This is a genomic window from Streptomyces sp. CNX435 (genome assembly GCF_059570575.1).
The window spans coordinates 429,429-447,614 of the sequence record NZ_JCANTA010000002.1; the positions used below are offsets into that span (position 1 = coordinate 429,429).

General features: G+C 74.4%; 19 protein-coding genes and 1 pseudogene. 13 read left to right on the plus strand and 7 right to left on the minus strand.

The annotated features are described in order from the left end of the window. On the plus strand, nt 1-774 hold the full coding sequence (locus T328_RS05210; RefSeq protein ID WP_496494659.1) for a nucleotidyltransferase domain-containing protein: 774 nt from the start codon (nt 1-3) through the stop codon (nt 772-774). A gap of 75 nt (nt 775-849) precedes the next feature. Further along, complete coding sequence (locus T328_RS05215) at nt 850-1,347, plus strand: hypothetical protein (RefSeq protein ID WP_496494660.1); 498 nt, start codon at nt 850-852, stop codon at nt 1,345-1,347. A gap of 45 nt (nt 1,348-1,392) precedes the next feature. Here T328_RS05215 and T328_RS05220 read toward each other — a convergent pair whose 3' ends face one another. The 5 genes from T328_RS05220 to T328_RS05240 form a co-directional block, all read right to left on the minus strand. Beyond that, a complete protein-coding gene (locus tag T328_RS05220) occupies nt 1,393-2,091 on the minus strand; it encodes an HAD family hydrolase (RefSeq protein ID WP_496494661.1) in 699 nt (232 codons plus the stop codon). Then, entirely contained in the window at nt 2,088-2,777 is a 690-nt protein-coding gene (locus tag T328_RS05225) for a phosphatase PAP2 family protein (RefSeq protein ID WP_496494662.1), read from the minus strand. The genes T328_RS05220 and T328_RS05225 overlap by 4 nt, the downstream gene beginning before the upstream one ends. 10 nt (nt 2,778-2,787) lie before the next feature. Further along, entirely contained in the window at nt 2,788-3,726 is a 939-nt protein-coding gene (locus T328_RS05230) for a M56 family metallopeptidase (protein ID WP_496494663.1), read from the minus strand. 72 nt (nt 3,727-3,798) lie between these two features. Beyond that, nucleotides 3,799-4,365 carry a DUF5134 domain-containing protein gene (locus T328_RS05235; RefSeq protein ID WP_496494664.1) on the minus strand — a complete coding sequence of 189 codons (567 nt, stop codon included), beginning with the start codon at nt 4,363-4,365 and terminating at the stop codon, nt 3,799-3,801. 172 nt (nt 4,366-4,537) lie between these two features. Then, nucleotides 4,538-5,221, minus strand: a complete 684-nt coding sequence (locus T328_RS05240) for a glycerophosphodiester phosphodiesterase (protein ID WP_496494665.1) — start codon at nt 5,219-5,221, stop codon at nt 4,538-4,540. A gap of 334 nt (nt 5,222-5,555) precedes the next feature. Between T328_RS05240 and T328_RS05245 the strand changes: the two genes are divergently transcribed. The 5 genes from T328_RS05245 (at nt 5,556) to T328_RS05265 (ending at nt 10,383) form a co-directional block, all read left to right on the plus strand. Further along, complete coding sequence (locus T328_RS05245; RefSeq protein WP_496494666.1) at nt 5,556-6,965, plus strand: DUF6421 family protein; 1,410 nt, start codon at nt 5,556-5,558, stop codon at nt 6,963-6,965. Nucleotides 6,966-7,006: 41 nt separating this feature from the next. Further along, nucleotides 7,007-7,789, plus strand: a complete 783-nt coding sequence (locus T328_RS05250; RefSeq protein WP_496494667.1) for an SDR family NAD(P)-dependent oxidoreductase — start codon at nt 7,007-7,009, stop codon at nt 7,787-7,789. Beyond that, nucleotides 7,786-8,886: a threonine aldolase family protein gene (locus tag T328_RS05255; protein WP_496494668.1), complete on the plus strand. Its 1,101-nt coding sequence runs from the start codon at nt 7,786-7,788 to the stop codon at nt 8,884-8,886. Before T328_RS05250 ends, T328_RS05255 begins: the two co-directional genes overlap by 4 nt. Before the next feature lie 27 nt (nt 8,887-8,913). Beyond that, complete coding sequence (locus tag T328_RS05260; protein ID WP_496494669.1) at nt 8,914-9,489, plus strand: transglutaminase-like domain-containing protein; 576 nt, start codon at nt 8,914-8,916, stop codon at nt 9,487-9,489. A 225-nt stretch (nt 9,490-9,714) separates the two neighbouring features. Further along, nucleotides 9,715-10,383, plus strand: coding sequence for a B3/B4 domain-containing protein (locus tag T328_RS05265; RefSeq protein WP_496494670.1), 669 nt, complete (start codon nt 9,715-9,717; stop codon nt 10,381-10,383). Nucleotides 10,384-10,507: 124 nt separating this feature from the next. Here T328_RS05265 and T328_RS05270 read toward each other — a convergent pair whose 3' ends face one another. Then, a complete protein-coding gene (locus tag T328_RS05270) occupies nt 10,508-11,254 on the minus strand; it encodes a lysophospholipid acyltransferase family protein (protein ID WP_496494671.1) in 747 nt (248 codons plus the stop codon). Nucleotides 11,255-11,417: 163 nt separating this feature from the next. Here T328_RS05270 and T328_RS05275 point away from each other — a divergent pair. The 4 genes and pseudogenes from T328_RS05275 to T328_RS05290 form a co-directional block, all read left to right on the plus strand. Further along, nucleotides 11,418-11,753 (plus strand): annotated as a pseudogene (locus tag T328_RS05275) (TlpA family protein disulfide reductase); the annotation flags it as partial. Nucleotides 11,754-11,983: 230 nt separating this feature from the next. After that, a complete protein-coding gene (locus T328_RS05280) occupies nt 11,984-12,769 on the plus strand; it encodes an electron transfer flavoprotein subunit beta/FixA family protein (protein WP_496494672.1) in 786 nt (261 codons plus the stop codon). A gap of 60 nt (nt 12,770-12,829) precedes the next feature. Beyond that, nucleotides 12,830-13,822, plus strand: coding sequence for an electron transfer flavoprotein subunit alpha/FixB family protein (locus tag T328_RS05285; protein WP_496494673.1), 993 nt, complete (start codon nt 12,830-12,832; stop codon nt 13,820-13,822). A gap of 145 nt (nt 13,823-13,967) precedes the next feature. Next, complete coding sequence (locus tag T328_RS05290; protein WP_496494674.1) at nt 13,968-14,888, plus strand: hypothetical protein; 921 nt, start codon at nt 13,968-13,970, stop codon at nt 14,886-14,888. Between the two features lie 42 nt (nt 14,889-14,930). Here T328_RS05290 and T328_RS05295 read toward each other — a convergent pair whose 3' ends face one another. Then, nucleotides 14,931-15,383, minus strand: coding sequence for a winged helix-turn-helix transcriptional regulator (locus T328_RS05295; protein WP_496494675.1), 453 nt, complete (start codon nt 15,381-15,383; stop codon nt 14,931-14,933). Between the two features lie 95 nt (nt 15,384-15,478). On the opposite strand from T328_RS05295, the gene T328_RS05300 reads away from it, so the two are divergent. Both T328_RS05300 and T328_RS05305 read left to right on the plus strand, forming a co-directional pair. Beyond that, nucleotides 15,479-16,717, plus strand: a complete 1,239-nt coding sequence (locus T328_RS05300; protein ID WP_496494676.1) for an MFS transporter — start codon at nt 15,479-15,481, stop codon at nt 16,715-16,717. A gap of 80 nt (nt 16,718-16,797) precedes the next feature. Next, nucleotides 16,798-18,108, plus strand: coding sequence for a DUF6986 family protein (locus T328_RS05305; protein WP_496494677.1), 1,311 nt, complete (start codon nt 16,798-16,800; stop codon nt 18,106-18,108). Nucleotides 18,109-18,186: the final 78 nt, after the last annotated feature.

An 18,186-nucleotide genomic window follows, 5' to 3' on the forward strand; every position in this document is an offset into this window, starting at 1 on the left:
GTGGCCGGCAGCGACGTCGCCCGGCCGCTGCTCGACCGCTTCCGCGCCGCCCTGCGCGACGCCGTGCCGCTGACGGCGCTGTGGGCCCATGGCTCGCTCGCCCTCGGCGACTACCGCCCGTACCGCAGCGACCTCGACCTCATCGCCGTCGTCCGCGAGGACCCGGGCGCCGACCCCGCCGCCCGCCGGCGGCTGCAGGCGCTGCACAAGAAGCTGCACCGCGAGGTGCCGCTCGCCGCGAAGCTGCACTGCTCGTACATGGCCGCCGACCGGCTCGCCGGCGCCGCCCTCGACCACCTCACCTGGGCCCACGCCGAGCTGTACAGCCGCCCCGTCAGCCCGGTCACCCGCAGGGAGCTGCACAGCGGCGCGCTGGTGCTGCACGGCCCCCCGCCCGACGGGCTGCTGCCGCCGCTGCCGGACGAGGAGCTGACGGCGTACATCCGCAAGGACCTCGGTGAGTACTGGCTGCGGGCGACGGCCAAGCGGCGGCTGTGGCTGCGGGACGTATGGGTCGACCTCGGCCCGATCACCGTCGCCCGCGCCGGCGTCACCCTGCGCGAGGGCCGGCTGATCACCAAGGGCGAAGCCCTCGACGTGCTCGCCGCGAGCGGTGCCCCCGCGCGCCTCGTCGCCGACATCCGCGAACGGCGCTACGCCGAGCACCCCGCCCGTACCGCGCCGCACTGGCGGCTGCGCCGGGCCGCGCTGGCGCGGGCATACGTCCGCTCTCGCATCCCGGTCACGCTCGCGGAGCCCGGCGCCACCCCCTGACCTGGACCACTTGACACGCAAGGATGCCGGAGTCCAGGGTTCCGTCCCAACCCCCCGGCCCAGAACGGGAGTCACATGGCCGTCTACGTCTGCTCGCTCCTCGTCGACGAACCGCAGGTCATACCCGCCGGCGACGAGTACCAGATAGTCCGCTTCCCCTACGGTGGGAGCGAGTCGTTCGATGCCCACGGCATGCACCAGTCGGCCCAGCCCGACGGCGGGCAATCCTCCTACCCCGACCCCCGCTCCGGGCTGATCTGGCCCAGCCAGGAGGGCTGGGGGTCGCTGACGGCGCTGATGTACTGGGAGAGCGGCGACTTCACCGAGGTACGGGACCGGTTCGTCCGCGACCCGCTGAACCTGGCCGGCGGCGCCGACTCCACCGCGACCGAGGACCACGCCGGCACCCCCGGCGGCGAGTACCGCAACAAGCACCACGAGATCTTCGTCCGGCCGAGCACCCCGCTGGCGTTGCTCGTCCGCCACAACGGCAGCGCGAGTGCGCGGATCACACACGCCCAGTTCAAGCTGGCCATCCACCCCGCCGCGCAAATGCCGGTGATCGCTGGTTGAGCCGGCGCGGGGGGTCCCGGTGCTCCCACAGCTGTCAGCGAGGGGTCAGCCGACGAGCCCCAGCACCGGCCGCAGCCCGTCCGGCCGCTCGCCGGCCGGGAGGTGGTCCACCGGGAAGTAGCCGCACCCCAGCGCCGCGGCGCCGCCGTCGGCGCGCCGGTCGTCGCCGACCATCAGCACGTCCTGCGGCGCCCGCCCCAGCGCCTCGCACGCGGCCCGGAACAGCCGGGCGTCCGGCTTCTGCACCCCGTGCTCGTACGACAGCGTGTACGCGTCCACGAAGGCGTCGAGGCCGTGCGCCCGGAACACCGGCCGCAGGTCCCAGCCGATGTTGCTGACGACCCCCACCGCCACGTCGCGCTCCCGCAGCCCGGTGAGGACGTCCCGCGCGTCGGGGTACGGCTGCCAGGCCGGGGGCGTCATGTGCCGCTCGTACAGCGCGTCGTAGAGCCCGTCGGGCCACGGCAGCCGAACCAGCCGGGCCAGGCCCGTGTACGCGGCCCGGTGCCCCTCCGCGCTCTGGTCCCGGGTCCGCCACAGCGCCGCCAGCGACTCCGGTACGCGCTCGGGGAACCCGCCGCCGGGCAGCCCGCCCGCGCGCTCCAGCGCGGCGGCGTAGCGCGCGCACTCGGCGTCGTCGGCGGGCACGCCCGCGGCGTCGAGCACGGCGCGCAGCCAGCGCTCCGCCGGCTCGATCCGGAACAGTGTCCCGGAGAAGTCGAAGAGCACGGCCTTGGGGCTCATCCCCGCACCACCACCCGGTCCTCGCGCACGGCCGGGGCCACCGTGCCGTACGCCGCCGCCGCGAGCGCCGCGACCGCCGCGCCCATCAGGGCGCCGCCCACGACGTCGCTCGTCCAGTGCACCCCGAGCCACATCCGCGTGAAGCCCACGCCGGCCACCGACACGGCCGCCGCCGTCCACGCGGCGTACCTGAGGCCCGCGGGCACGCCGTCCGCGCGGCTCAGCACCCACAGCAGCAGCCCGCAGGCCAGCGCGACGGTCATGGCGTGCCCGGAGGGGAAGGCGCCGTGCGAGGCGGAGTCCACCGGGTCCGGCCACTTCGGCCGGTCGCGGCCGACCGCCGCCTTCAGGCCGTACTGCAGCACCCAGCCCACGGCCACCGCGCCGGCCAGCCAGAGCGGCAGCAGCCGCGCGCCGCGCCAGAGGAGCCAGAGGATCACGGCCAGCATGAGCAGCCGCATCGTCACCGTGTCCCAGATCCAGTCGGTCAGCACGCGGTTGGCCCGGGTCCAGCCGGGCTCGGAGACGGCGGCGGAGTGCAGCCGCCGGGCGATCCGCCCGTCGAGGTCCGTCAGCGGCTGCCAGGTCGCGGCCACCAGCACCGTCAGCAGGACGCTCGCGAGCGTGAGGGCGACGGCGGTGGTGCGGAGGGCGGGGGAGGGGTGGCGCGGTGCGGCGGCTGTCACGCGGCCGACCCTACGCGAGCGCGCTGAGCCCGGGGCCGAAAGCGACGAGCAGCGGCACCGCGGGCGCCAGCAGCGCCGCGACGGTCAGCCGCAGCCGGCGGGCCGGGGTGAACCGCGGCGCCGCCGCCAGCAGCCGGTCCACGCGCTGCGGGAGGTGGGCGTGGTGGCCGTGGCCGGGCCCGGGCCCGAACACGCCGCGCTCCTCGTTGAGTTCGACCAGCGCGGTGGCGAACGTCATCCGGCCGAAGCGGCGCGAGGCGACGTCGTCGGCGGCCAGCTCGCACAGCCGGTGCACCTCGTCGCGGAACGCCGTGAAGACCGGGACGCGCGGCACGCCCGCGAGCGCCCCCGCGCAATGCCGTAGCCAGTGGTGGCGGGCCCGGCTGTGCCCCTGCTCGTGCGCGAGCACGGCGTCGAGCTGGCGCCGCTTCAGCCGGCGCAGTGCGGCCGTGGTGATGACGAGCTGGGCCTGTCCGCCGGGCAGCCACCAGGCGTCCGGCCGCTCGCCCTCCAGCACCACCAGCCGCTCGGCGCCGGCGTCCTCGCCGGGCAGCAGCGGGGCGCGCCGGCGCAGCTCCTCGCGGCGCCGGCGGCGTTGCGCCCGGGCGGTACGGACCTCTCGTACGAACATCGCGGCCGTCCACAGCCCGCCCGCCGCCAGCGCCACGGCGAGCACGGCGGCCCACGGGGCGCCGGTGGTGCCGCCGTACGCGTCCCGCACCGCGGCCGGCGCCGGGGCGAAGACCCCGCTGTGCACCTGCGCCCAGGCCACGGCGGCGCTCAAGGACATGGCGAGCCCGCAGCACAGCAGCACGGCGGCGACGACGCACTGCCACACCCACAGCGCGAGCACCGGCTCGCGGTCCGCCCACGCGGCGCGGGTCAGCAGCCGGGGCGCGACCGTGGCGGTGAGGGCGGCGAAGGCCAGCAGCGTGAGCGGGATCACCATGTGATCAGCGTACGGAGCGGTGCCGCCGGCCGGTATGTGTGTGCCCGTGAAGTGACGGACGACACCGGGGAGTCAGAGGGTCAGGAGCATCGCGACCATGCCCGCACCCATGCAGACCCGGCAGGCGCCGGTCAGCTCCGGTCGCGCCGCCCAGCCGGCGCCCCCGGCCGCCGTCCCTCCGGCGACCGCGGCGATCGGCCGCAGCCCCCCGTAGAGCACGTATGGCACGTAGTACGCCAGCAGCGTCGCGGTGACGAGCGGCAGCCCGGCGGCGCCGTGTCCGCCGTGGTCCGCCGCGCCCATGGCCACCGCCATGTACACCATCGCCAACGCGCCGATCGCGTGGTGCAGGTGGTGCCCCGCGGTGCGCAGCGGCAGCAGGGCCCGTACGAACGCGGCGCCGAACACCGCCGCGAACGTCCCCGCCGTCCACGTCCCTGCCGTCCACGTCCCCGCCGTCCAGGTCCCCGGCAGTCCCGCGGGCAGCGCCATCGCCGCCATCCCCAGCCCCATCAGCGCGTCCCCGGCGGCGCCGCGCCGCTCCTCGGCGGCGACGGCCCGCATCCGCAGCAGACAGAGCCCGCCGACGGCCGCGCACAGCGCGGTCAGCAGCAGGCCGGCTAGCGGCGGTCCGTGCATCCGCGGGCCCCCTCGGACGACGACGGCGTCGGCCCCGCGGCACGACGGCGGGGACCGGCCGGCGCCGGCCCGGGTCGCAGGGCGCTTTCCGGCGGAAGGCTGCCCACGCCCGTACGCCCGCACGCGAGCGCACGGGCGCAAGAGCGGGCGCAGGGGAGCGCGCGGCGGCGGCTCAGGCGGTGAAGCGCACTGAGTGCTTCATCCCGGGGAGGTCCGTCACGACGCCCTGGAGCCCCAGGCCGCGGGCGAGCTTCAGCTCCTCGGGGGTGTTGACGGTCCAGGCGATGACCTTCAGCCCCGCCGCGTGCGCGAGGTCGGCCAGCTCCAGCGTCAGCCGCCGGATGTTCAGCGACAGCATCCCCGCGCCGACCTCGCGGGCGCGCTCGACCACCCCGAGCCCGTAGTGGCTGGCGACGAGCACCCGCGGCACGTCGGGCAGCAGCTCCCGCATCTCGGCCAGTGCCTCGTCGTGGAACGACAGCACCTCGACGCGGCCGGTGAGCTCGTGCGCGGTCATGGCGTCGGCGAGGGCCTGGGCCGCGGCGACGTCCTTGATCTCGACCTGCAGCGGGCCCTTCACCGCCTCGACGACCTCGTCGAAGGTGGGGATGCGCTCGCCCTCGCCCGCGTCCAGCTCGCGCAGCTCGGCGAGTGTGAAGTCGGCGACCGCGCCCTTGCCGTCCGTCGTGCGGTCCACGTCGGGGTCGTGCATGACGACCAGGTGTCCGTCCTTGCTCAGGTGCAGGTCGAGCTCGATGGCGTCCATGCCTTCGCGATCCGCGCGGATGAAGGAGCGGAGGGTGTTCTCCGGCTCGACACCCATCAACCCGCGGTGACCGATGGTCAGAAATGACACAGCGCTTTCGCCCTCCGTCGGCGGCCCGTCACAGACTGGCGCAAAGCCTAGGCCAATTCGGGGAGATCGACACCGGTCGTGCGGCGTCCCGACCGCGGGTCAGGGCCATGCCGGGAGCGGGGTCACCCGGAGGTGGGCGTGTCCGCCCGGGCGGCTGCGCTGACCCTCGTATGCGACAGATGACGGGAAGGACCAGGGGGTAAACCTCTGTTCGCCGGAAGATTTACGTTCCGTAGCCGTGGGGCTCGCAAGGTTTCCCGGAGGCCCGCTTGAGGGAGATCGTCCTGCAGCGATACGGTGGGGTGACAGGAAGTTCTTAACGTAGGAGTGGTCCATGACGGAAATTCTTGCTTCCGCAACCGCGGAAGGTGACGTTCTGTCCGCCGCGGACGCCCCACGCGTAGTCGAGCACCCCGCCTGGACACGGCTGAAGACCGCCGTCGAGGAGATCCGCCCCTGGCAGTCGAAGGACGGTTCCATCGATTTCGAGGCCGAGGGCGCCCCCGCGCGCCCCGCCGCCGAGGACGCCGTCGAGCGGGTCGCCGCCGCGGTCCGGGAGCTGTCCCCGCTGGTGCCGCACGACGCCGCCTACCACGACGCGGTCGTCGCCGACCTGCACAAGTGGGCCGCGGACGGCTTCGGCGTGCCCGACTTCCTGGACTCGGTGCTCGCCTTCCGCCCCACCGACCACCGCGCCGACGGGCTGCAGCACCTCGTCGTCTTTCCCATGTACACCCAGAACGGCAACCCGGACCGCAACGTCGAGGCCGTCGTCATCCGCGTCGTCTGGCCCGGCTGGCTCGCCGAACTGGAGCGCACCCGCTACGACAACCCCATGTTCCTCGGCATCACCTTCGAGGACTTCACCTCCGGGTACGACACGAACTCCGCCGTGCTCTTCCCCGAGACCATCGCCATGCGCGAGGTCCCGCCGCGCTTCACCTGGGGCGCCATCTTCTGCGACCGCGAGGCCGCCCGCTTCCGCCGGGTCGGCACCGCGGCGATCGAGGCCACCGGCCTCCGGCTGCCCGAGGAGGCTCTCGGGCTGCTCACCGACCAGGAGCGCGCCCAGCAGACCTTCGTGCTGTGGGACATGGTCCACGACCGCACGCACAGCCACGGCGACCTGCCGTTCGACCCGTTCATGATCAAGCAGCGGCAGCCGTTCTGGATGTACGGCATAGAGGAGCTGCGCTGCGACCTCACCGCCTTCCACGAGGCCGGCAAGCTCGCCGCCGACGGCTTCCCACAGGGCCGTGACGTGCAGTACACGGTGCTGATGGACCGACTGTTCCGCTTCCCCGTCACCGGCGAGCGCAACCGGAACTACGACGGCCTCGGCGGCCAGCTCCTCTTCGCCTACCTGCACAAGCACGACGCGCTGCGCTGGACCGACAACCGGCTGTCCGTCGACTGGGACCGGGCCCGTGAGGTCACCGGCCGGCTGCGCAACGAGATCGAGACGCTGTACCGCGAGGGCATCGACCGCCCGAAGCTGGTGCACTGGTTCAAGGCGTACGACCTGGTCTCCACCTACCTCGCCCCGCACCCCGGCTCCACCTGGGCCAAGGGCCCCGACGCACTCGACCTGGACAAGCCGCCGCGGAAACTCGTGGACGACGTGCTCCCCGACGAGTTTCCCCTCAGCATGTTCTATGAGGCCCTTGCCAAGAAGCTGCGCAAGGTGATCGAGTCGACACGGGGCATCACGGCCGAGACCGCCGACCGGGCGCAGGCCGCGTGACGGACCCCGCCGTCGGTAGGGCAGCCGAGGAGGAGATCGTCATGAGCCCCGGGGCACACGGCAGGAACGGAGGCGGCGGCGCGCTGGACGGAGCGGTCGTCGCCGTGGCAGGAGCGGCCGGGCCGGCGGGCCGGGCCACACTGCGGCGGCTGGCGGCGGCCGGCGCCGCCGTCGTCGGCTGCGACGCGGACGCCGAGCGGCTGGCCGAGGCCGTCGCCGAGGCACGGGACGCGGGCGGCGGCGTGACCGTCACCGGCGACACCGTCGACCTGCTCGACCCGGCCGCCGCGCGGGCCTGGGCCGAGCGCATCGAGAAGGACCACGGCCGCGTCGACGGCCTGGTCCACCTCGTCGGCGGCTGGCGCGGCTCGCGGTCCTTCGCCGCCACCGACCTCGGCGACTGGACCGTGCTGCACGACCTGCTCCTGCGCACCGTCCAGCACACCTCCCTCGCCTTCGACGAACCCCTGCGACGCAGCGACCGCGGCCGCTACGTCCTCGTCAGCGCCGCCGGCGCCAGCCGGCCGACCGCCGGCAACGCCGCGTACGCCGCCGCCAAGGCCGGTGCCGAGGCGTGGACGCTGGCCATGGCCGACGGCTTCCGCAAGGCCGGCCGGGCCGACGACCCGGACACCCCTGCCGCGGCGGCCGTCATCCTGGTGGTCAAGGCGCTGGTGAACGACGCGATGCGGCAGGCCAAGCCGGACGCGAAGTTCGCGGGCTTCACCGACGTGGACGACCTTGCCGGAGAGATCGCGGGAGCCTGGGACAGGCCCGCCAAGGAACTGAACGGGACCCGCCTGTGGCTCACACCCCAGCCATGACCGCGACGACCACGACGGCCGGGGGACACCCGCGGCACACCGACGCCAAGCGCCGCCACGACCCGGCGGCGCGCGGCTTCGCCAGCGACAACTACGCCGGCGCGCACCCGGCGATCCTCGCCGCCCTCGCCCTCGCCAACGGCGGCCACCAGGTCAGCTACGGCGAGGACGACTACACCGCCCACCTCCAGCACGTCTTCCGCGGCCACTTCGGCATGGACGCCGAGGTCTACCCGGTCTTCAACGGCACCGGGGCCAACGTCGTCGCGCTGCAGGCCGTGACCGACCGCTGGGGCGCGGTGATCTGCGCGGACACCGCCCACGTCCACGTCGACGAGTGCGGCGCCCCCGAGCGCGTCGGCGGGCTGAAGCTGCTGACCGTGCCGACGCCGGACGGCAAGCTCACCCCCGAGCTGATCGACCGCGAGGCACGCGGCTGGGACGACGAGCACCGCGCCATGCCGCAGGTCGTCTCGATCACCCAGGCCACCGAGTACGGCACGGTCTACACCCCGGACGAGATCCGCGCGATCTGCGAGCACGCGCACCGCCGCGGCATGCGCGTCCACCTCGACGGGGCCCGGATAGCCAACGCGGCGGCGTCGCTCGACGTGCCGATGCGCGCGTTCACCAACGTCGTCGGCGTCGACATCCTCTCCTTCGGAGGCACCAAGAACGGCATGCTCCTCGGCGAGGCCGTCGTCGTGCTCGACCCGGACGCCGTGCGCGCGATGAAGCACCTGCGCAAGCTGTCGATGCAGCTGGCCTCCAAGATGCGCTTCGTCTCGGCCCAGTTCGAGGCGCTCCTCGCCAAGGACCTGTGGCTGCGCAACGCCCGCCACGCCAACGCCATGGCCCGCCGCCTCGCCGACGGGGTACGCGACGTCGACGGCGTGGACGTGCTGCACCCCGTGCAGGCCAACGGCGTCTTCGCCCGGCTGCCGCACGACGTGTCCCTGGCGCTGCAGAAGGACTTCCGCTTCTACTTCTGGGACGAGGCGGACGGCGTGGTGCGCTGGATGTGCTCCTTCGACACCACGGAGGAGGACGTCGACACCTTCGCCGCCGCCGTCGCGGAGGAAATGCGGAGGACGTAGCCGCCGTATGCCTATACGCTCCTCCGCATGGAACTCCATCAGGAGCGAGCCGACCTGTCCGACTACCTCGCCGCCGACGCGGTCGTCGACCACGGGCACCCGCTCGTGGTCGAGACCGCGTACCGGCTGCGCGAGGTCGCGGAGGAGCCGGTGGCGTACGCCAAGGGCGCCTACGAGTTCGTACGCGACACGATCCCGCACTCCAACGACGCCGGGGACCTGCGCGTCACCTGCCGCGCCTCGGACGTGCTGAAGGCCCGCACCGGGATCTGCTACGCCAAGGCCCACGCCCTCGTCGCCCTGCTGCGCGCCCAGGACATCCCGGCCGGCTTCTGCTACCAGCACCTCGGCGTGCTGCACGGCCTGGTCGCGCTGCGGCTGCCCGGACGCGACTGGATCCGGCAGGACCCGCGGGGCAACAAGCCGGGCGTGGACGCGCAGTTCCGCCTCGCCGGCGAGCAGCTGGCCTTCGCCTCCGACCCGGACGCCGGCGAGTACGACGACCCGCTGGTCCGCGCGGTGCCCCACCCGGCTACGCTCGAAGCGCTCCGCACGGCCGCCGACCGCCGCCACCTGGACCGCATCCTGCCCACCGCCCTGTGACCGGCCGGCCCCCCGTCCCCGCCGCCACCCCCGTCCCTACGTCCACCATGTCCACGTCCCCCGCACACCCACCCAAGGGTAGGCCGCGCCACTGACGAACAGCCGTCCGGCGAACCGCCCGTGAGCCGCCTCCCCGGCCCCCGAACGCCATCCCGAAGCCCGACCCCCGCCCCCGGATCCCGCCCCCGATCCCCGCCCTCCGGCCCCGAACCGCAGAAGGAACGCATGACCCTCCGCACCCACGTCTCCGACGAGGTACGCACCCTCGCCCCCGGCTTCGCCCACGTCGCCGTCGTCGCCCGCGGTCTCGTCGGCGGCCCCAGCGACGCCGCCGGCGCCGCGCTCCTCGACGACGCCGCCCGCCGGCTCACCGAGCGCCTCGGCGGCACCCCGCCGCAGCAGGACCCGCACATGCAGGCGTGGCGGGCCGCGTACGCCGCCTTCGGGGCCAAGCCGTCCAAGTTCCGCAACTCCGCCGAGGCGCTGGCCCGCCGCGCCCTCGGCGACGCCGGCCTGCCGCGCATCAACCGCCTGGTCGACATCTACAACGCCGTCAGCGTCGCCCACCTCGTGCCCGTGGGCGGCGAGGACACCGACCGCATCGACGGCGACATGCGGCTCATCCGCGCCACCGGCGAGGAGCGCTTCGACGACGAGCACCCCGAGCCCGGCGAGGTCGCCTGGCGCGACGACGAGGGCGTGACCTGCCGCCGCTGGAACTGGCGCCAGGGTGTGCGCACCCGGCTCACCGAGGAGTCGGCGAACGCGCTCTTCCTGCTGGAGCGGCAGGAGCCCATGACGTACGAGGAGCTGACCGCGGCGGCCGAGGAGCTGGCCGAGGCACTGCAGAAAAGCTCGCCCGGGGCGACGATCGAGATCCGCGACCCGGCCTGAAGCGCCCCTTCCACCCTGAACTTCACGCTCCCTCAGTCGCGGGTGAGGGGTTCAGGGTGAGTGCAGAGGCGCACCGGCCGAAACCGCGGCCGAGCTGCGTCTACGTCCCGCGCCCCGCCGCGGCTCAAGTCCCCGGCGCCGGCGCGCTGCCGCCCAGGTGCGCCGGCTGCCACCAGCCGTCCCCGTGGCCCCGCGGCCGGTCCGGGTAGGCGCCCTGCGCCGTCTCCAGCAGCTCCTGGATCCGCAACTTCAGCCGCTCCGTGAGTTTCTCCGCGTCCTCGTGGCCGCCGTCCTCGTGTCCCACAGGCGCCTCCGCGACCCCGTCCCCGGTCGGCACCGGCGCACCCAGCCGCAGCGTGACCGGCAGGTGGTTCCGCCCGAAGTCGCGCGGGCGCCCCTTGGTCCAGATCCGCTGCGTCCCCCACACCGCCATCGGCAGCAGCGGCACCCCCGCCTGTTGCGCCAGCCGTGCGGCGCCCGACTTGAACGACTTCAGCGTGAACGACTGCGAGATCGTCGCCTCCGGGAAGACCCCGACGACCTCGCCCGAGCGCAGCGCCCGCAGCGCGTGCGAGAACGCCTGCGCGCCCTGCGCGCGGTCGACCGGGATGTGCTTCATCGCGCGCAGCAGCGGACCGGAGACGCGGTGGCGGAAGACCGACTCCTTCGTCATGAAGCGCACGAGCCGCTTCGCCGGCCGGGCCGCGTAGCCGCAGAAGACGAAGTCCAGGTAGCTGATGTGGTTGCTCACCAGGACGGCGCCGCCGCGGCGCGGGACGTGCTCCTCGCCCTTGAGGTCGATGCGCAGGTCCATCGCCTTGAAGGCGGTTCTGCACAGGCCGACGACGGGCGGGTAGACGAGGTCTGCCATGCCGGGGCCGATCCCTTCTCCGGCCCGGAGGGTCAGGTGCTCCCGGCGGAAATTACGCGTGCGTAGGTACGTACTCCCGAATCGTGCACGACGCGCGCGTTCCGCGCCAGACCCACCCCTGCGGCGTGACGGGATCTTGCCATCCCGCCCGCGGCGGTGCTGCATGCTGGAGTGCATGGCGGACGGCGGGGCGGAGCGACTGACGGCGGTGGACCTGGGCGCGCGGGGGCTGGGGGGGCGGGCCACCCTCGTGCAGTTCTCCAGCGCCTTCTGCCGCCCGTGCGCGGCCACGCGGCGCATCCTCGCGGACGTGGCGGACATGGTCGCGGGCGTGGCGTACGTGGACGTGGACGCCGAGAGCCACCTCGGCCTCGTACGCAGGCTGGCCGTGGAGCGGACGCCGACCGTGCTGGTGCTGGACGCGGACGGCCGGGTGGTGCGCCGGGGCACGGGCCCGCCGCGCAAGGCGGACGTCATCGCCGCGCTGGGGGCGGCGGTGTCCGGGGAGCCGACGGCGCCCGCCCCCGCACCCGCCTCAGCATCCGGCCCCGCATCCGCCTCAGTAGGAAATGTCACAGCCGAGCGGCCTTGAACGATGGGTGAACGCACCGGTGTACTGGCGAGTAATAAACTGGACGGCGACCACCGGATACGCCCGGTGGCAGCCGTGGATGGCGCCTATGCTGCCAGCACGGCAGTGTCTCGATACGAAGCGGTAGGAGAGCCGGCGTGAGCTTGAGGATCATTGTCTGTGTGAAGTACGTGCCCGACGCCACCGGCGACCGGCACTTCTCCGATGACCTGACCACCGACCGCGAGGCCGTCGACGGCCTGCTGTCCGAGCTGGACGAGTACGCGGTCGAACAGGCCCTGCAGATCTCCGAGGCCGCGGACGATGCGGAGATCACGGTGCTGACCGTCGGTCCCGAGGACGCGCGCGACGCGCTGCGCAAGGGCCTGTCCATGGGCGCGGACAAGGCCGTGCACGTCGAGGACGACGACCTGCACGGCACCGATGTGATGGGCACCTCGCTGGTTCTGGCCAAGGCCGTCGAGCACGTCGGGTACGACCTCGTCGTCTGCGGCATGGCCTCCACCGACGGCACCATGGGCGTGCTGCCGGCGATCCTGGCCGAGCGCCTCGGCGTGCCCCAGGTGACCCAGCTCTCCGCCGTCGCCGTGGCCGACGGCAAGGTCACCGGGCGCCGCGACGGCGACGCCGCCAGCGAGCAGCTGGAGGCGGCGCTGCCGGCCGTGGTGTCCGTGACCGACCAGTCGGGCGAGGCCCGTTACCCGTCGTTCAAGGGCATCATGGCGGCGAAGAAGAAGCCGGTGGAGACCCTCGACCTGGACGACCTGGGCATCGACGCCGAGGAGGTCGGCCTGGCGGGTGCCTGGACGAAGGTCGAGGACGCCGCGAAGCGCCCGCCGCGCACCGCCGGCACGATCGTCAAGGACGAGGGCGAGGGCGGCAAGCAGCTCGCCGAGTTCCTCGCGGGCCAGAAGTTCATCTGAGCCCCCGCACCCCCTTCGCCGTTACGCCTTCCGCCCTCGTACCGCAGGAGAACGAGATCCATGACTGAAGTCCTCGTCTACGTCGACCACGTCGACGGCGCCGTGCGCAAGCCGACGCTGGAGCTGCTGACCCTCGCCCGCCGGCTCGGTGACCCGGTCGCCGTCCACTTCGGCCCCGGCGTCGACACCGCGGCGCCCGTGCTCGCGGAACACGGCGCGACGCGCGTACTGACCGCCGACGCCGCCGAGTTCACCGACTACCTCGTCGTGCCGAAGGTCGACGCGCTGAAGGCGGCGTACGACGCCGTGCGGCCCGCCGCCGTGCTGCTGCCGTCGTCGGTGGAGGGCAAGGAGATCGGCGCCCGCCTCGCCGTGCGGATCGGCTCCGGCATCATCACCGACGCCGTGGACGTCGAGGCCGGCGATGGGGGCACCGCCCAGGGCGAAGCCTCTGGGGGAGGCCCGGTCACCACGCAGGCCGTGTTCGCCGCCGCGTTCACCACCCGGTCGCGCGTCTCGCGCGGCACCCCGGTCATCACCGTGAAGCCCAACTCCGCCGCCCCCGAGGCCGCCCCGGTCGAGAGCGCCGTGGAGCAGCTCACGGTCGGCTTCGGCGAGTCGGCGACCGGTACGAAGGTCGTGGGCCGGACCGCGCGCGAGTCGACGGGCCGCCCCGAGCTGACCGAGGCCGCGATCGTCGTCTCCGGCGGCCGGGGCGTCAACGGCGCCGAGAACTTCCACCTCATCGAGGCGCTGGCCGACTCCCTCGGCGCGGCCGTCGGCGCCTCCCGGGCGGCGGTCGACGCCGGCTGGTACCCGCACTCGCACCAGGTCGGCCAGACCGGCAAGACGGTCTCCCCGCAGCTGTACATCGCCGCCGGCATCTCCGGCGCGATCCAGCACCGGGCGGGCATGCAGACGTCGAAGACGATCGTGGCCGTGAACAAGGACAACGAGGCGCCGATCTTCGACCTCGTGGACTACGGCGTGGTCGGCGACCTCTTCGCGGTGGTCCCGCAGCTGACCGAGGAGGTCAAGGCCCGCAAGGGCTGAGCGGCGGGGCTACCCGCCCGCAGTTGCGAACGTCGCGAAGGGCTCGCGGTGCCGCTTGTGCGGCGCCGCGGGCCCTTTTCGCGTGCGGCCGTCGTCCGCCCGACGTCATGGTGTGGGCCGTACGGTGCGTGGGAGGATGCGGCGCATGAGCGGGAGCGGTAGCGCGAGCCCGTACGCCTGGCTGCCGCGGGGTGCACGGGAGTGGAGCCCGCCGGGCGGCGGCGTGCCGGGGACTTGGCCGCGGTTCACCGTGGCGTACGCCCTGCTGGTGCTGCTGCGCATCACCGGTGACGTGCCGGTGCCGTGGCTGCTCGGGGCGGCGGCGGTCGTGGGGGCCGCGAGCGTGGCGGGGTACTGGCTGCGTCGGCGCTGCGTCCGGCCGCGGGGCGGCAGTTGGGTGGTGCTGGAGGCCGGTTCCGCGGCGCTGGTGGTGCCGGGCGGCGCGGCCGGGGCGGCGGTGCGTACGACGGTCGCGGCGGGCGGCCGGGTCCTGGGCGGGGCGGACGCGGCGGCGGCGGTGCGCGGGGCGGCGGAGCTGCTGCGCACGGCGGAGCGGGACCCGGGGGCGCTGGCGGTGGTCGGCGCGGGGCGGGAGGAGGACGGCGGGGCGCCGTACGTCGTCTGCGACGAGCAAGCGGCCTTCGTGCTACGGGCTCACGCCCCCCGCGGTCCGGGCGCGGGCGGGCCGGGCGCGGGCGGGCCGGGCCGAAAGGCGGAACGGGGCGCGGGGCGCGACCGCGGCGCCACCGTCGGCGCCCGGCAGCGGCGGCTGCTCGCCGACGTGGCCGGGGAGTTGGGCGCCGAGGTGCCGCCGGCGGACGGCACCGGCCGCCCCGGTGACGTACCGGACCCGCTGTCTCCGGCCGGACGGGCCGCCCGGTCGCTCGCGGCGACGGCCGCCGCTGCCGCCGGCGCTCCCCTGCCGGACACGGATCCGCCCGTACGCGACCTGCCCTGGCCCCCGCACCAAGCCGCCGCCGCGACGGCGGACAGCGCACTGCGCCTGGCGACGCTCGCGGTGCCCGTCGCCCTGTGGATCGCCTGGTTCGCCGACGCCTTGTCCTGAGGGGCCCGCGGGTCGCACCGGCACTCGGTCTTCCGGCGCGGATCACCCGGCGGAGACCTTGTGGACGGCGGTGTCGTCAGGACTCAGCCGCCGCCCGTCCGCCGACAGCACCTCCAGCCCGCGCAGGCGCCGCCCCTCGCGCCGGTCGACCAGCTCCGAGTGCGGTTCTCCGGGGGCGAAGAAGTTCTGTTCGCCCCACTGCCGCAGCGCCACGATGACGGGGAAGAGCGCCTCGCCCTTCCGCGTCAGCACGTACTCGCGGTAGGCGCTACCGTCCGCGGCGGGGACGGAAGCGAGGACACCACCGTCGACGAGGGTGCGCAGCCGCGCGGTGAGGATGTTCTTCGCCACGCCGAGGCTGCGCTGGAACTCGCCGAAACGCCGGCTGCCGTCGAAGGCGTCCCGCACGATCAGCAGCGACCACCAGTCGCCGATCGCGTCCACCGACCGGGCGACGGGGCATTCGCTGTCGTCGAAGCGCGTCCTGGCCACCATGGCGTTCCTCCCTCGTGATGGTTGCAACATGCTACCAAGCAAGGTTACCGTCACGACTGGTAGCAAGATGAAACCAGAAGCGAAGGGGAGTGCTCATGCCCGGCAGGGGTGAGGCCGCGACGCGACAAGCCGAGGCCCGTGGTGCGGAGGAACCGGTCCTGTCCCGCGGCGTCGTCATGCTGTTCGCCGTCGCCTGTGGAGCCGCGGTGGCCAACGTCTACTTCTCCCAGCCGCTCCTGGTGGCCATGGGCGACGACCTGGCCATGAGCCCGGCGCTCGTCGGCGGCATCGTCACGCTCACCCACGTCGGGTACGGGTTGGGGCTCTTCCTCCTCGTGCCGCTGGGCGACATGGCCGACCCCAGACGGCTCGTCGTGGCCCAGTTGCTGCTGCTGGCGGCGGCGCTGACCGTGGTGGCCGCCGCGCCCACGGCAGCGGTGCTCCTCGCGGGCATGGCCGTGATGGGGCTGCTCGCGGTCGTCACGCAGACGCTGGTGGCGTTCGCCGCGTCGCTGGCCCCGCCCGCCGCGCGCGGGCGGGTCGTCGGGCTGGTCACCGGCGGCGTGGTCATCGGCATCCTGCTCGCCCGTACCGTGTCCGGCGTCGTGGCCGATCTCGCCGGCTGGCGCTCCGTCTACCTCGCCTCGGCGTCGCTCACCGCCCTGCTCTCCCTGGTCCTGCACCGCGTGCTGCCGCGCCGCGGCGGCGCCCCGCCGGCGCCCCTGCGCTACGGGCTACTCCTGCGCTCCACCGTCACCTTGTTCGTACGGGAACGACTGCTGCGCCGCCGGGCGCTGTTCGGTCTGCTGATCTTCGCCGCGTTCAGCACCCTGTGGAGCAGCGTCGCGCTGCCGCTCAGCGGGGCCCCGTACCACCTGTCCTCCAGCGCCATCGGGCTGCTGGGGCTGGTCGGCGCCGCGGGCGCCCTGGCCGCGTCCGCGGCGGGCCGGCTGAACGACCGGGGGCTCTCCGGACGGACCACGGGCATCGCCCTGGGGCTGCTCGCCGTCTCGTGGTTGCCCCTGGCGTTCACCCGCAGCTCGCTCTGGGCGCTGGTCGCCGGGGTGATCCTGCTCGACCTCGCCGTGCAGGCGGTCCACGTCACCAACCAGACCCTGATCTACGCACTCCGCCCCGACGCGGGCAGCCGCCTCATCGGCGGCTACATGGTCTTCTACGCGGTCGGCAGTGCCACCGGCGCCATCGCCGCGACCTCCCTCTACGCGGCGGCCGGATGGGGCGCCGTCTGCGCACTGGGCGCCGGGTTCAGCGGCCTGGGGCTCGCGCTGTGGCCAGGCACCCGGCGCGACGCTCCGGGTGTCCGTCACGTGTGATCGCGCGCCGTCCGTTGACGCGCCCCGGGTGCCCGGATACGTTCGCTTCAACGTTTTGTTGAACAATGGGAGGGTGCGCGGTGGTGCAGGACGACTCGGCCGCGACGTCGATCGGCGCCCCCGCGCGGGCGCGGATCGCCACCGCCCTCGCCCCTGTCGACGCCGAGCTGGCCCGCCGCTATCCCGGCGACCCCGGCACCCGCCAGCCTGTGCACACCGTCTACGTCCCCGGCGACGCCTTCGGCGCCCGTACCGTGCGGGAGTGGGGCCGGCAGGCGCTCGACGCGCTGGACGCGCACGCGCCCGATGCCGGCGCGTTCGCCGCCGTGGTCGGGCTGCCCGCCCAGGCGGCGGGGGAGGTGTACGACCGGGTGCGGGCCAAGCTGGTGCGCGAGCCGGTCGAGGACCTGCGCATCGACTTCGAGGACGGCTACGGGCCGCGCCCCGACGACGAGGAGGACGCCGCCGCCGTGGCCACCGCCCGGGTGGTCGCCGACGCCGTCGCCGGTGGCGGCGGGCCCCCGTACGTCGGGATCCGCGCCAAGTGCCTGGAGGCCGCCGTCCGGGACCGCGGCATCCGCACACTCGACCTCTTCCTCACCGCGCTGCTGCGGGCCGGCGGCGGCGTGCTGCCGGACGGGCTGGTGCTGACGCTGCCGAAGGTCACGTACCCGGAGCAGGTGAGCGTGCTGGCCGAGCTGCTGGGGGAGTTCGAGCGGGTGCACGGGCTCGCGGCCGGCCGCCTCGGGTTCGAGATCCAGATCGAGACGACGCAGGCGATCCTCGGCGCCGACGGCCGCGCCACGGTCGCGCGGATGATCGACGCGGCCGGGGGGCGGGCGACGGGGCTGCACTACGGCACGTTCGACTACAGCGCGGCGTGCGGGGTGAGTGCGGCGTACCAGTCGATGGACCACCCGGTGGCGGACCACGCGAAGGCCGTGATGCAGGTGGCCGCGGCGGGCACGGGCGTACGGCTGTCGGACGGGTCGACGAACGTGCTGCCGGTGGGGGACACGGCGCGGGTGCACGCGGCCTGGCGGCTGCACTACGGGCTGGTGCGGCGGTCGTTGGCGCGCGCGTTCTACCAGGGGTGGGACATGCATCCGGCGCAGCTGCCGACGCGCTACGCGGCGGTGTACGCGTTCTGCCGGGAAGGGCTGGACACGGCGTGCGCCCGGCTGGCGGCGTACGCGGAACGCGGGCGGGGCCCGGGCGCGGGCGGCGGGGCCGGCGACGTACTGGACGAGCCGGCGACGGCGCGGGCGCTCAGCGGCCACCTGCTGCGGGGCCTGGACTGCGGGGCGGTGGACGCGACGGAGGTCACCGAGCGGACGGGGCTGGCGCGGGCGGAACTGCACGCGCTGGCGGGGCGTTCACCGCAGGGCTGAGCGCGGGCGGCGCCGCGGCGTCGTGTGCCAGCGACCGCGTCGGCTTCTCACCGTGGGGTCCAGCCCCCGCCATCGAGC

Bases quoted from the DNA above. Each gene is read 5' to 3' on its own strand.
- T328_RS05215 (WP_496494660.1), top strand. From the start codon at position 850: ATGGCCGTCTACGTCTGCTCGCTCCTCGTCGACGAACCGCAGGTCATA.
- T328_RS05220 (WP_496494661.1), bottom strand. From the start codon at position 2,091: ATGAGCCCCAAGGCCGTGCTCTTCGACTTCTCCGGGACACTGTTCCGG.
- T328_RS05230 (WP_496494663.1), bottom strand. From the start codon at position 3,726: ATGGTGATCCCGCTCACGCTGCTGGCCTTCGCCGCCCTCACCGCCACG.
- T328_RS05235 (WP_496494664.1), bottom strand. From the start codon at position 4,365: ATGCACGGACCGCCGCTAGCCGGCCTGCTGCTGACCGCGCTGTGCGCG.
- T328_RS05245 (WP_496494666.1), top strand. From the start codon at position 5,556: ATGACGGAAATTCTTGCTTCCGCAACCGCGGAAGGTGACGTTCTGTCC.
- T328_RS05250 (WP_496494667.1), top strand. From the start codon at position 7,007: ATGAGCCCCGGGGCACACGGCAGGAACGGAGGCGGCGGCGCGCTGGAC.
- T328_RS05255 (WP_496494668.1), top strand. From the start codon at position 7,786: ATGACCGCGACGACCACGACGGCCGGGGGACACCCGCGGCACACCGAC.
- T328_RS05260 (WP_496494669.1), top strand. From the start codon at position 8,914: ATGGAACTCCATCAGGAGCGAGCCGACCTGTCCGACTACCTCGCCGCC.
- T328_RS05265 (WP_496494670.1), top strand. From the start codon at position 9,715: ATGACCCTCCGCACCCACGTCTCCGACGAGGTACGCACCCTCGCCCCC.
- T328_RS05270 (WP_496494671.1), bottom strand. From the start codon at position 11,254: ATGGCAGACCTCGTCTACCCGCCCGTCGTCGGCCTGTGCAGAACCGCC.
- T328_RS05285 (WP_496494673.1), top strand. From the start codon at position 12,830: ATGACTGAAGTCCTCGTCTACGTCGACCACGTCGACGGCGCCGTGCGC.
- T328_RS05290 (WP_496494674.1), top strand. From the start codon at position 13,968: ATGAGCGGGAGCGGTAGCGCGAGCCCGTACGCCTGGCTGCCGCGGGGT.
- T328_RS05295 (WP_496494675.1), bottom strand. From the start codon at position 15,383: ATGGTGGCCAGGACGCGCTTCGACGACAGCGAATGCCCCGTCGCCCGG.
- T328_RS05300 (WP_496494676.1), top strand. From the start codon at position 15,479: ATGCCCGGCAGGGGTGAGGCCGCGACGCGACAAGCCGAGGCCCGTGGT.